The sequence below is a fragment of the Kitasatospora sp. NPDC050463 genome (genome assembly GCF_040655255.1).
GTDB lineage: Bacteria > Actinomycetota > Actinomycetes > Streptomycetales > Streptomycetaceae > Kitasatospora.
This window is the reverse complement of the sequence record NZ_JBFAJO010000130.1, coordinates 1-12,268: the sequence shown is the minus strand read 5'-3', so window position 1 is coordinate 12,268 and position 12,268 is coordinate 1. Positions and strand designations below refer to the sequence as shown.

The window sequence follows — 12,268 nt, the reverse complement described above, 5'->3', positions numbered from 1 at the left end:
CCCGCAACCGCTCCGGGTATGGGCCGTACTCGCCAATCGGCAGATACGGCTCGATTAACTCCCACTGACTGTCGGTGAGTTGCCTGCGCGTCACATACAGAGTCCTACCGGATCCCAGCTACGGGCGGACATGAAATCGCAATATTGATCACAACATCACACAGGCCCTAATGGGCTCTCACGCGTCTGGTGTCGTGTGCCCAGATCGCGATCTCGACGCGGTTGCGTGCGCCGAGCTTGGTCATCAACGATGCGACGTGGGTCTTGACCGTGCTCAGGCCGACGAAGAGCTCGGTGGCGATCTCGGCGTTGGTCCGGCCCCGTGCTACCAGCGCGAGCACCTCCTCCTCGCGCTCGGTGAGCGGGTCGGTCGGCTGGACCGGTACCACCGGCGCCTGGTCGGCGAAGGTCGCCAGCAGCCGGCGGGTGACGTTGGGGGCGATCAGCGCGTCCCCGTTGGCCGCCGCGTGGATGGCCTGCACGAGGAGCTCCGGCCCGGCGTCTTTGAGCAGGAAGCCGCGGGCGCCGGCGCGTAGGGCGCCGAGGACGTACTCATCGAGGTCGAAGGTGGTGATCACGACGACCGCCATCGGGTCCGTCACGTCTGGCCCGGCCAGGCGCCGCGTCACCTCGACGCCGTCGAGCCCGGGCATCCGGATGTCGACGAGAAGGACATCGGGACGCAGCCGGGTCGCCAGGTCGAGCGCTGCGAGCCCGTCTGCTGCCTCCCCCACGACCTCGAGGTCGGGTTGCGCGCCGAGGATCATCACCAGTCCGGTCCGGACCATGTCCTGGTCGTCGGCTACGACAACACGGATGCTCATGCCAACGCCTCCACCGGCAGCACGGCCTCGACCACCCAGCCACCCTCGGGCGCCGGCCCCGCGGAGAGCGATCCGCCGAGGAGCTGGGCGCGTTCGGCCATGCCCAGCAGGCCGAACCCAGGCTCCGGGGCTGGCCCCGGCTCGGTCTGTCCATCGTCGCTGACACGCAGCCTGACGGCGTCGCCCTCCCGGCGTACGTCGATCGCGACGCGGGTCGCGCTCCGGGCGTGCCGTACGGCGTTGGTCAGCGACTCCTGCGCGAGCCGGTAGAGCGCGGCGTCCACGGGTCGTGCCAGCCGGGTGAACGAACCGTCCAGCGAGACCTCGACGGTGGGCGTCGCGTCGGCGCGCGCCAGAGCAGGCAGGTCCGCGACACCCCGCTGCGGTGAGTAGGCGACGGCTTCCTCCTCACGGAGCACCCGCACCATGGATCTCATCTCCGCCAGGGTTCGCGACGCTTCACACTCGATCGCGGCCAGGACCTCGGCAGCCTTCTCAGGCTGGATGCCGGCGACCACGCCACCGGCCTGCGCCTGCACCGCGATGGCCGAGACGTGGTGGGCCACGGTGTCGTGCAGCTCTCGCGCCAGCGCCATCCGCTCCTGATTGCGGATCTCGCGCTGTTGGCGATGCCAGAGGTCCGCGCGGTAGCGGAACACCGCCGCGAGGGCGACGACCAACAGCAAGAGGACGCTCCCGCCGAAAACGTCGGCCCAGCCCGCGGAGGAGGCGTACATCCCCAGCGCGACGACGACTGTCACGAACGCCGTCCCCAAGACGATCTCCCGTCCCGAGCCCCATCGCACCAGGGAGTAGAGCAGGATCAGGACGGCCATCATGGAGTAGAGGTCGAGGTCCCCGGCGTGCGCGGTCAGCTGCAGGACCGAGAGCAGCCCGGCGACGCCCCACCCGACCAGGGCGGCCATCAGGGGGCGACCCCGCCGCCAGAGCAGGGCAGGCATCAGCGCCAGGGCGAGCACCGTCACAAGGGGTCGCCAGGCCAAGCCCGGTCGAGCGATGCCCTCGACCAAGGCGGCGGCCGCGAGCACGCCCACCAGCAGCCAGTCGAGCCGACCGATGGGTGGGGCCTCAGCAGGCCGCGGCTCATGCCAGATGGAGCGCCGGAAAGTGATCACGGCTCCAGCCTAGGGATCGGCGCGCCTCGGCGTACCCGCCGAAAGAACGAGAGACAGACCATTCCATCGGCCAGGCGAACCCCAGCCTCCGGGCCGAGGCGCCCGCCGCCGGGCTCAGCGATCGTGGACCTACCGATCCTCACCCCAACGGAGCCAATGATGAGAACAGGTCAACCCACCACCGTCACACTGGAAGACCAGCGGATGCCGGTGAGAGCCAAGCTCGCCGCAACGTGGACAAGCTTCATGTTCCTCTACGCCTACGTGGACATTCTCAACTTCTTCACGCCCGGCGTCGTCGAAGACATCCTCGACGGCAGGGTCTTCAAGTTCGGCCTCTCCCAGACCTTTTCGACCACGGCGCTGACCCTCGTGGCCATCCCGATCCTCATGGTGGTGCTGTCGATGACGCTGCCCGCCAGGGTGAACCGCATCGCGAACCTCATCGTGGCTTCGCTCTACGTCCCCGTCACGGCATTCAACGTGGTGGGCGCGTCCTGGCTGTACTTCTACGGTCTTGGCGTCGTACTGGAATTGATCCTTCTCGCCCTCATCGTGCGGTTCGCGTGGACCTGGCCCCGCACCGCACCGTCGGCGACCACGGCGACCAGCCCGGACCGTGCAACCGTTCGCGACCAGCCACAAGCGTGAGCCCGACAACAGTCCCCGTCCTGTTCGGAGCCATCTGCTGGTAGGGGCCTTCCAAGGCCCCTACCAGCAGGTCAGGTCATCGGATGCGCACACAGGCACCGCATCGTCGTTTGGGGCGTTCGACGAGCTGACCGCGTTCGAAGCGGGCCCCGGCGCGGACCAGCGGGACGAGGTGGGTACCGGTGATCGCGCGCCATCGGGCCTGGGCGGTCTCGACGGCGGCCTTGCGCAGCCGCTTGGGGCAGGTACGGGAAGAGATGCCGCAGATGGGAACGGGCGTGGCGGAGCCACCTGGCCTCAGAGGTGAAGCCGAGCATCGCCTGCATCATCGCCAGCGGGACCAGCTCGGCGTCGGTGAGCCGCGGGGCGACCCCCACGGCCGGCCATGGCGCGAGCTGCGGAGATGCTTTCAGCAGATCGTCGGTCTTCACATAGAGTGCGGTCGCGAAGGTGTCCAACTCTGTCTTCACACACTGACGTTGGACACCCCCGCGCTATGCGCGCAGCCGATCCCTTGGAGCATCATGATCCTCCCCAAAGATCGCGACCCCCGCTTCATCACCATCCGCCGTGGGGGGACGCTTACGGACTCCGACCATCGGCTCCTGGCTTTGTGGGCCGCCGCGTGCGCGGAGCACGTTCTGCACCTCTTCGAGTCGGTGCAGCCCTCGGACGCGCGGCCCCGCGAGGCGATCGAGCAGATTCGGGCATGGGCGTGCGGCGAGATCAAGATGTCTCAGTCCCGAGCGGCGGGTGGCCATGCCATGGCTGCCGCAAGAGAGTTGACCGGAGCCGCTCGGCACGCCGCATATGCTGCCGGCCAGGCAGCGGTGGTGGCGCATGTCGCCGCACACGAGCTTGGCGCTGCCGCCTACGCGATCAAGGCCGTGCGTGCGGCGGCCCCCGCACGGGAGGGTGAGAGTGCCGGCAGACTCGAGTGCCGTTGGCAGCGCGAACAGCTCCCGGATGTGATTCGCGAACTCGTCCTAGACGATCAGCGGTTGCGAAACGAGATCTGCTGGTCGGTCTTCGACTGTTGACGGGCATGACGGCTTGTCTGCACTGCCCCGTTGGAGTCGATCGTCTAGTACTCCAGTATGGTTTCGCGATCTATCCAGTGGGCTCGTCGCGGTAGGGGCTGCGCCGGGCTGTCGCCTGGTGCTGTCGGCACCAGATGGACCAGTGCAGCAGCCTGGCCGTGGACAAGGCAGCACTCGGACAACCACCCCAACGACACCGCCGAGCCGGTCGAGGCGGCTGTCGGAGATGAACGTGGCGGGCGCGGTGCGTCGCAGCGTGAGCGGCCCCGGCCGCTGCGAGGTGGATGCCGGGCTATAGTCACAGGGTCGCGAAGAACGATGCCTCGCGGGTCCACCCGCCGGGTATCGCGCATACATCGATGCAGATGGTTCTGATCGGTGAGCGTCTCCTGCCGAGACCGGACATCCCGTCCGCTCACGGCGCTGACTATCGCCGACGCGTGTCGGCGCTACAGAGGAGCGCAGCATGCAGAAGACCATCGCCATCGTCGGAGCGGGACTGGGCGGGCTGACGCTCGCCCGGGTGCTTCAGGCTCACGGCGTCGCCGCGACGATCTACGAGGGTGAGGCCTCGGCGTCGACCCGTGCACAGGGTGGCCTGCTTGACATCCACGAAGAGACCGGACAGGTCGCGCTTCGCGCAGCTGGTCTGCACGACGAGTTCCTCACTCTGGTCCGCCCGGGCGAGGACGCCAAGCGTGTGGTCGACCGCCACGGCATGATCCTGTTCGACATGCCTGCGGACCCCGGTTCGGCCCGTCCTGAGGTGGATCGTGGCGAACTCAGGCGCCTGCTCATCGACTCGCTGGCGCCCGGGACGATCAGGTGGGGTCACAAGCTCGCCTCGGTCCGGCACCGTCCGGAGGGCGGCTACGGTCTCGCCTTCGCGGAAGGTTCCGCCACCCGCGCCGACATCGTCATCGGCGCGGACGGCGCCTGGTCGAAGGTGCGTCCGCTGCTCACCCCCGTCGAGCCTCTCTTCAGCGGAACCTGCTTCATCGAGATCGCCCTCACCTCGGGCGGCCAGAACTGTCGGGCGAGCGTGGCTGCGATCGGCAGCGGCACGCTGATGGCGGTCGCGCCGGGCAAAGGCATCATTGCCCATCGCTACGCCGACGGGCACGTGCGCGGATACGTGGCGCTGAACAAGCCCGAGGAGTGGCTGAGGTCGATCGACTTCGGCGACCCGTCCGCGGGCCTCCGCCAACTTGCCGACGAGTTCGACGGCTGGTCGCCGCTGCTCACCGCCTTCGTGACAGAGAGCGACGCGGAACCGTGGCTCCGACCCATCTACGCCCTTCCCGTCGGGCTTGAATGGGACAGGGTGCCCGCAGTGACACTCGTCGGCGACGCCGCGCATCTGATGTCGCCCTTTGCCGGCGAGGGCGCGAACCTCGCCATGTACGACGGCGCGGACCTGGCGAGCAAGCTGGTTGAGCAACCCGACATCGAGGTCGCGCTCAGCGCCTACGAAGAGCGGCTGTTCCTGCGTAGCAGTGACGCCGCCGGCCGCTCGGCGCAGAACCTGGAAGTCTTTTTCGGCCGGGAAGCACCGCAGAGCGTAGTCACTCTGTTCGATCACTCCTGATGCCTCAGTCAGGGTTCGCGATCTTGCCGCGGACCCGGCGGGGAACGGGTGCGGCCATCGCGTGATCATCGGGGGTTGTGTGGACTCCTGAAATTCCGTCGAGGTCGAACAGCACGAAGGGGGCGGCCGTACGGCGGGTGTCCGCCGCGGCGGTGCCGCCCTCCGCGTCGTCCCACAGGATCGGGTCGGGCCAGGCCGTGACGTCCATGCGAGCTCCAGACGAGGGGAGGGGGTGGGTCAGGGGGCGAGCAGGTCGGCGCAGGCGAGGGCGTAGGAGACCCAGTCCCAGTCCCCGTCCTCGGCGGCCCAGCAGGCGGAGAGCACCGCCTGCGCGTAGGCCCAGCCGCAGACCCGGTGCCGGTCGAGTTCCAGCAGCTCGGCCATCCGGCCGATCCGACGGTCCAGCAGCCGACGCGCGCCCGCCTCGCGGACCAGGTGCGGAGCCGGGTTGCGCAGGAAGGCCCCCAGGTCGAAGGCGGGTTCGCCGCGCAGGCCCTTCGGGTCGATGACTACCCAACCCCGCTCGGAGGAAAGGATGTTGGCGTGGTGCAGGTCGCCGTGCAGGACGGTCCGCGAGGCGCTCGACGAGGCCAGCTCCGCGTACAGGCCGCGCGCCCTGGCCAGGACGGGAGCGGGGACCGCCCGGGCGCCCGGCCGTCCGGGCTCCAGGAGGGCCGCGCCCCAGGCGGCCGCGTCGGGCAGCGGCGCGTCCTCGTCCTCGTGCCAGAACCGGCGCAGCACGTCGCAGGCGATCCCGACGGCCCGCTCCTCCTCCCCGGGGAAGAGGCGGCCCAATGGGGTTCCAGGGAGCAGTCGTTCGAGCAGGAAGGCGCCGAGCCGCGCGTCGCGGGCCAGCACCCGCACCACCGCCGGCCCGGCGGCCGCGTCGAGCACCGCCAGTTCGTCGTGGTACTCGGCCGAGCCAGGCGGCACCAGCTTGAGCACGACCGGGCGGCCGTCGGGAAGCACGGCTGCGCGGACCAGGTTGAAGGAGAGCACGTAGCGCTGCGGGAGGAACTCCAGCCCCCACAGCTCGGTGCACGCGGCGAGCCGCCCACCCGCGTCGGACGTGACCCCGGCTCCGGGCGCGGGCCCGTCGGGCTCAAGCGCTGACAATGGAACGCCCCTCTCCGTTCGGCCGGTACGGCGGTGGTGCCACACGGCCGTCCTGCGCGCGCCCCCGGCGGAGCGCGTCGCTCCCGGGGGCCGTCAGCCAGCGGACGTCGGCGTCCGTCACCGACTCCCGCAGCGCCTGCGGCAGGTCGGTCCGTGCCCACCGCTCGACCAGTGTCTCGCCCAACAGCCTCGCGGACACCATGTCGTAGCGCGCGCACCCGGGTCGGCGGCGAGCAGCCCGGCGGCGACGAGGGCACCGGCCTCGGGCGTGCCCCAGGCCGGGTGCGAGGCGGCGTAGGGGAGGTCTGCGTAGAGCAGGGTCTCGGCTGCGGTCCGGCGTCGGTGCAGGACGGCAGCCCGGACGCGGGCGTGGTCCTCGTTGCCGATCCCGGCGCAGACCAGCACCGTCGCCCCGGGTACGGACCCGGAACCCAGGAAGGCCGAGAGCTCGTCGAGGGTCGCGCCGGGCTCCTCGTAGGGGTTGTCGGGCAGTGGCAGGGCGATCCGGGCGACGCCCAGCAGGCGGCAGGCCCGTTCGTCCTCGAGCGCCCGGGCCCGCGCGGCCCGGGCCGGATCGGCGAAGCCGCAGCGGAGGTCCCAGGCGGACGGCTCCCGCGGCCCTGCGGGCGCGCCCCCGAAGACCGTCACCAGCGTCGCCCGCGCCCCCAGCCCGGCGAGCAGGCCACCCAGGGAGAGGACCCCGTCGTCGTAGTGGGGGGAGATCACGAAGACCGGCGGGCCGGCGGTGGACGGGATCACGAGGGGCTCGCTGCCCCCAGGTCTCCGACCGAGCGACCGCCGTCCTGACCGAGCTGTTCGCTGCGGGCAGCAGAGTGGTGGCCGTCGCGACCAGGGACGCCGGTACGGACACCGCGATCACCGCCGTCGACGAGTCCGGTCTGCGCCTGGCCGGTTTCATGGTGTTCCTCGATCCGCCGAAACTAAGCGCCGCCGACTCCCTGCGCCGCCTGGCCGAGCTCGGCATCACTGTGAAGGTCTGCACCGGTGACAACCCGCTGGTCGCCGAGAAGGTCTGCCGCGACTTCGGGCTGCCGGTCGGCCGTACGCTGACCGGTCAGGACATCGCGGCGCTGGACGACCAGCAACTCGCCGTGGCGGCACAGGAGTCCACGGTGTTCGCCCGGGTCTCACCCGAGGACAAGGCCCGGATCGTACGGGCACTTCGACGGCGCGGACGGGCCGTCGGATTCCTCGGTGACGGCGTCAACGACGCGCTCGCGCTGCACTGCGCCGACATCGGGCTGTCCGTGGACACCGCGACCGACGTGGCCAAGGACGCCGCCGACGTCGTCCTGCTGGAGAAGGACCTCGGGGTGCTGGCCGAAGGCGTCGCTGGCGGTCGTCGGATCTTCGCCCACACCATCAAGTACGTCCTCATGGGCACGTCCAGCAACTTCGGCAACATGTTCAGCGCGGCGGGGGCATCCCTGGTGCTGTCCTTCCTGCCGATGCTGCCGTCCCAGCTCCTGCTGAACAACCTGCTGTACGACTCCAGCCAGCTGGCCATCCCGACCGACCGGGTGGACGCCGAGCAGCTGCCGGCGCCCTCGCACTGGGACATCTCCCTCATCCGCCGGTTCATGCTGGTCTTCGGACCGGTCAGCTCGGTGTTCGACTTCGCCACGTTCTGGGTGATGCTCGGGGTCTTCCACGCCGGGCCCGCCCTGTTCCGCTCGGGCTGGTTCGTGGAGTCGCTGGCCACCCAGACCCTGGTGATCTTCGCCATCCGTACCCGGCGGGTGCCGTTCCTGCGCAGCCGCCCGAGCCGACCGCTGCTGGCCGCGGCACTGGGCGTGGTGGCGCTCGGCATCGTCCTGCCGCTGTCGCCCCTGGCTCCCGCGCTGGGGTTCCGGCCGCTGCCCGTCGGGTTCTTCCTGGCGCTGGCCGTCATGACCGGGCTGTACCTGGTCCTGATCGAGATCGCCAAGCGCCTCTTCTTCGGCCGGCCTGCCCGGCCGACCGCGGCTCCCGCCCGCCGGCGCGGCCACGAGCACCGCGTCCAGCGCCGGGCCAGCCGGTTCAGCCACCTCGGCCCGCTCGCTCCCGGCCGGCGCTGACGTGATCCTCGGTGGCCGGGGGGCTGCCCGAAGGTCCCGGGGTCCCGGCCCCGGTGGCCCTATGGCCCCGAAGGCCGGGCCGGGCATGGTGGACGTACGGACTGCCGACACGAGAAGGTCGCCCTCGGGGCGCACGATGGAGGCACGGCCCGAATCAGGCGAGACAGCGATCCCTTCGGGAGACCACCATGACCCAGCCGTCCTTGACCCTCGCGGAACTCCGGCTGCTCGCGGACGCCGGGGGCGCGGCGCCGTCGCTGCACAACAGCCAGCCCTGGCGCTTCCGCCCCGGCCCGGGCCGCAGGAGCCTGCTGGTCTTCGCCGACCCCACACGCGCCGTGCCCGTTGCCGATCCGGACGGCCGGTCCCTGCATATCTCCGTGGGCGCGGCGCTGTTCAACCTGAAGACGGCCGGCCGGCACCTCGGGCGAGCCGCCACCGTGGCGCTGTGTCCCGAGTCGGCGGACCCCGACCTCCTCGCGGTCCTCGACCTGTCCGAGCCGGGCTCGCCCGATGATCCGGACCTGTACCCGGTTATCGAGCAACGCCACTCCAGCCGCCGACCGTTCACCAACCGCGACGTGCCGGAAGCGGTGTTCGGGGAGCTGATCGAGGCCGCCGCTGCGGAAGGCGCCACGCTGACCGTGCTGGAGGAGGCCGACGTGCGCCGGGTGCTGGAGCTGACCACCGAGGCCGAGCACCGGATCACCGCGGACATCGCCTTGCAGGCCGAGACCCGCAACTGGCTGCGGTTGGAGGAGCCGGCTTCCGACGGAATCCCGGCGGCGGCGCTGGGCCCGCTCGACCGTGACGCCCGGGTGCCCATGCGTAGCTTCACCGGACACCCGCCCAGGCCCGCCCCGCACGCCGAGCACTTCGAGGCGCTGCCACAGGTCGCCCATTTCACCACGCACGGTGACCGCCCTGCGGACTGGCTCCGGGCCGGTCAGGCGATGGAGCGGGTCTGGCTGCTCGCGACGCTGCACGGGGTACGGGCCTCGGTGCTGCATCAGGCCGTGGAGTGGGCCGACACCAGGTGGCGCCTGCGCGACCCGGCCGAGGGGCCGGGCCACGTCCAGATGGTGATGCGACTCGGCTACGGCACACCCGGGGCACCGACGCCCCGGCGAGCGGTGGAGGAGATCCTCGACCTCCGCGAGCATCACGAGGACGCTGACGGAGCATCGGACAACAGCTGAGACGGTGGCTCACGGAGGGCCGGCGGGGCGCTGGTTGTCAGGGCGTCGGCGATTGAGTTCGCCTCGTTGACGCTCTTTGGGTTTCCCGCCGTGGTCGCCGCCGACCAACTCTTCTTCCTCACCACCCCGATCCGGCACAACGGTAGGCTCCGGCCCCCTGTCATCTCGGCCTAACGGCCACGCCCTCGCAGGCGTTACCGGGAAGGTGCAGGAACCCGGCACTACCGACGAGCTCAAGATGTACCTGCGCACCGACGGCGACCTCGCCCAGCAAATCCGCTTCCAGCTCGTGGCCGCGCCAGTCCCGCATGGTCTCGGCGGTCGGCGTATGTGCCGAGGATGGCCGGGCCGCCCTCACCGGCGAGCTGCCCGGCGCCGCGTCGCTGCCGGTGAGCGAACGCTTCTGACGATCGATGGAGGCCTTGCGCTCTTACCGCGCCCGGCCCCACCCGGCTGACGCTACTCGGTCAGCCCTATGTGTTACGGGGAGGCTCGGCATGGCCACCGTGCGCGGAGAGGAGGGTGGTTCCGATGGAGCGGGCGTGGACGGTGCGGTGGCCGAGTGCGTGGAGGGCATCCTCAGCGGTACACCGCGCGGTCGATGGTGAACCTGAAGAACTCGCCCTCCGACCAGCGCTCAGTGCCGTACCACCATCCAGCGCTCGCGGTGCGCGGGATCGTGAAGCCGCCGAAGACGGCCTCGTCCTGGAAGTCGGCGCCGAAGATGTGCTCGCGGTAGCCACTGCGGTCCGGATCACCCCATCGGCGCAGTGTGACCGACTCCAACGCCCCCGACGCCGCGACCTCCACCGTCACGCGGACCTCGCGTTCCCCGACCGAGACCCGGGCGACAGCCCGCCGGTCGTCGACCGGCTCCCACACGATCGCCGGCCCCAGGGCCGCAGCCGGCACGAGGATGAACTCGCCGGCTAGGCGACCGGCGGCACTGCGGGTGATATCGGCTCCGATGCCGGACATGACCGGGACCGCGCCGAGCAGCCGCCAGCGCATCTCGCCGGTCCCGTTGCTGTACCGGTCGAACCCGCTGACCGGCAAGACGGTCAGATGCGCGGTCGCCGCCCAGAGGAACCCCTGCGGCGGGGTGAGGATCTGGGCGGCTTCGAAACGCCGCCAAGTGCCCAGCCGGATCTCACCGTGCATGGCCAACTCGACCGATTGCAGCAACGCGGTCCCGGGGACGATGGCGTGCACCAGCCAGCGCCGCACCGGCGGGGGCAAATGCGCCACCATGGCCGGATCGAACACCGCGGGCCGCGGGGTGGGGACGGCAAGGGATGCCCATTCCCGGCGCGCCCGACCGATGAACGTGCGCGGGGGTCGCCCGATGGCCGGCGGCTGGCTCACCGGAACCTCACCTGCGCGCCGGTGGGTCCGTGACCACGCTCAGGCGGGGCCGTTCCCGTCGCCGACGACGGCCGATGCCGAGTGGTTCCGGGCACATCCGCCTCCTGGCCTCCGGACCCGCCAACCGGGTCGCCAGCTCCGAGTCTGGCCGCCGCGAGGGGGCGTTTCCAGGGCTGAACGGCACCGATGCGCCCGGCGAACGGCCCGATGCGTATGAGGTCGACGGCCCACTGGCCGTCCTCAGTGTGTGAGCGGTCCCGCCGTCGCCGTCACGCCATCGCGCCGCCGCCATCTGGCCCCACCGGCCGGTGCGGCCGGTCTGGGGCGCGGGCAGAATCGGTGGGAGAGTCGGCGCCCTCTGCCCTGTCAGCCGGTGACGGTGACGGTGACGGTGACCTGGGCACTATGCCGACCACCGTCTCCGGGAGGACATCGTGAACGAGAACACCACCCGGTCGGCCGACCGTGAACTCCTGCACCGGATCGACGTGCGGCGAAGGCAGCTCGGCCTCACCGAGGCGGAGCTGGCCGAACGGGTCGGAATGTCGCCCCTCTACTTCCGGCACCTCCTCGACCTTGGGACCGACTTCTCACCCAGCGGCTTCCTGCACATCGCCACCGCCCTGGGGATGACCTACCAGGAGTTGGTGGAAGGCCGGACCGACGCACCGCCGGGGCAGCCCGGAGCATCCGCCCACCCTGTGCTCATGAGGCTGACAGCCGACGAGTGCTGGGAGCTGCTGGGCACCCACGGAATCGGGCGGATTGCGCTGCCCGTCCACCCGGGGCCCAGCGTGTTCCCGGTCAACTACCTCGTCGACGGCGACACGGTCGTCTACCGGACGGATCCTGCTGGCGCGGCGGTGGCCGAACCCGGCGGTGAGGTCTCCTTCCAGGTGGACCACATCGACGAGCACCGGCGCGACGGCTGGAGCGTGCTGATCGTCGGTACCGCCGAGCACGTCACCGACACGGCTTCCAACCAGCGCCTGGCCGAGCAGCCTGGCTGCGAACCATGGGCCGGCGGTGTCCGCAGCCTGTGGATCCGCGTCATCCCGGCCAAGGTGAGCGGTCGCCGAATCCACGGTCTCTGACGGAGGGCCTGGTAATACCCGTCTGAGGGTGGGGCGGACTAGGGAGCGTATTTGATCGTGATCATGGAGCAGTTTTGGTGAGTGAGGTGTCCCCTGGAGTGTGGACACAGGGGTTTCATGCCGCGAGGGAGAGTTTAGCCGGGGCGTGGTGCCGCTGTTCGAACTCGATGGGTGGGA

The 12,268-nt window shown here is 70.6% G+C and carries 12 protein-coding genes and 1 pseudogene; 6 read left to right on the top strand and 7 right to left on the bottom strand.

Features of this window, described 5'->3' with window-relative positions; translation table 11 throughout:
* Positions 1-167: 167 nt before the first annotated feature.
* Together AB0J08_RS39270 and AB0J08_RS39265 are read right to left on the bottom strand one after the other, a co-directional pair.
* Positions 168-824, bottom strand: a complete 657-nt coding sequence (locus tag AB0J08_RS39270) for a response regulator transcription factor (RefSeq protein WP_360644206.1) — start codon at positions 822-824, stop codon at positions 168-170.
* The gene (locus AB0J08_RS39265) at positions 821-1,960 is read right to left on the bottom strand and encodes a histidine kinase (RefSeq protein WP_360644203.1); all 1,140 of its coding nucleotides are present in this window, start codon (positions 1,958-1,960) and stop codon (positions 821-823) included. Before AB0J08_RS39265 ends, AB0J08_RS39270 begins: the two co-directional genes overlap by 4 nt.
* A gap of 159 nt (positions 1,961-2,119) precedes the next feature.
* On the opposite strand from AB0J08_RS39265, the gene AB0J08_RS39260 reads away from it, so the two are divergent.
* Positions 2,120-2,611: a DUF6326 family protein gene (locus AB0J08_RS39260; RefSeq protein WP_360644200.1), complete on the top strand. Its 492-nt coding sequence runs from the start codon at positions 2,120-2,122 to the stop codon at positions 2,609-2,611.
* Between the two features lie 236 nt (positions 2,612-2,847).
* On the opposite strand, the pseudogene AB0J08_RS39255 reads toward AB0J08_RS39260, so the two are convergent.
* Positions 2,848-3,081 (bottom strand): annotated as a pseudogene (locus tag AB0J08_RS39255) (IS982 family transposase); the annotation flags it as partial.
* Positions 3,082-3,135: 54 nt separating this feature from the next.
* On the opposite strand from AB0J08_RS39255, the gene AB0J08_RS39250 reads away from it, so the two are divergent.
* Positions 3,136-3,651, top strand: coding sequence for a putative immunity protein (locus tag AB0J08_RS39250; RefSeq protein ID WP_360644197.1), 516 nt, complete (start codon positions 3,136-3,138; stop codon positions 3,649-3,651).
* Positions 3,652-4,117: 466 nt separating this feature from the next.
* On the top strand, positions 4,118-5,239 hold the full coding sequence (locus AB0J08_RS39245) for an NAD(P)/FAD-dependent oxidoreductase (RefSeq protein ID WP_360644194.1): 1,122 nt from the start codon (positions 4,118-4,120) through the stop codon (positions 5,237-5,239).
* A gap of 4 nt (positions 5,240-5,243) precedes the next feature.
* Here the strand turns inward: AB0J08_RS39245 and AB0J08_RS39240 are convergent, their stop codons facing one another.
* The 3 genes from AB0J08_RS39240 to AB0J08_RS39230 all read right to left on the bottom strand — a co-directional run bounded on the left by AB0J08_RS39240 (position 5,244) and on the right by AB0J08_RS39230 (position 7,114).
* Entirely contained in the window at positions 5,244-5,447 is a 204-nt protein-coding gene (locus AB0J08_RS39240) for a hypothetical protein (RefSeq protein ID WP_360644192.1), read from the bottom strand.
* A 29-nt stretch (positions 5,448-5,476) separates the two neighbouring features.
* Positions 5,477-6,355, bottom strand: a complete 879-nt coding sequence (locus tag AB0J08_RS39235) for an aminoglycoside phosphotransferase family protein (RefSeq protein ID WP_360644189.1) — start codon at positions 6,353-6,355, stop codon at positions 5,477-5,479.
* Positions 6,356-6,472: 117 nt separating this feature from the next.
* The gene (locus AB0J08_RS39230) at positions 6,473-7,114 is read right to left on the bottom strand and encodes a PIG-L family deacetylase (protein ID WP_360644186.1); all 642 of its coding nucleotides are present in this window, start codon (positions 7,112-7,114) and stop codon (positions 6,473-6,475) included.
* A gap of 77 nt (positions 7,115-7,191) precedes the next feature.
* Between AB0J08_RS39230 and AB0J08_RS39225 the strand changes: the two genes are divergently transcribed.
* Both AB0J08_RS39225 and AB0J08_RS39220 read left to right on the top strand, forming a co-directional pair.
* On the top strand, positions 7,192-8,433 hold the full coding sequence (locus AB0J08_RS39225; protein ID WP_360644183.1) for an HAD-IC family P-type ATPase: 1,242 nt from the start codon (positions 7,192-7,194) through the stop codon (positions 8,431-8,433).
* A gap of 188 nt (positions 8,434-8,621) precedes the next feature.
* A complete protein-coding gene (locus AB0J08_RS39220; protein WP_360644180.1) occupies positions 8,622-9,632 on the top strand; it encodes a nitroreductase family protein in 1,011 nt (336 codons plus the stop codon).
* A gap of 579 nt (positions 9,633-10,211) precedes the next feature.
* On the opposite strand, the gene AB0J08_RS39215 is transcribed toward AB0J08_RS39220, so the two are convergent.
* Positions 10,212-10,997, bottom strand: coding sequence for a DUF6544 family protein (locus tag AB0J08_RS39215; RefSeq protein ID WP_360644177.1), 786 nt, complete (start codon positions 10,995-10,997; stop codon positions 10,212-10,214).
* Positions 10,998-11,431: 434 nt separating this feature from the next.
* Here AB0J08_RS39215 and AB0J08_RS39210 point away from each other — a divergent pair, with 434 nt between their 5' ends.
* Positions 11,432-12,091, top strand: a complete 660-nt coding sequence (locus tag AB0J08_RS39210; protein ID WP_360644174.1) for a pyridoxamine 5'-phosphate oxidase family protein — start codon at positions 11,432-11,434, stop codon at positions 12,089-12,091.
* Positions 12,092-12,268: the final 177 nt, after the last annotated feature.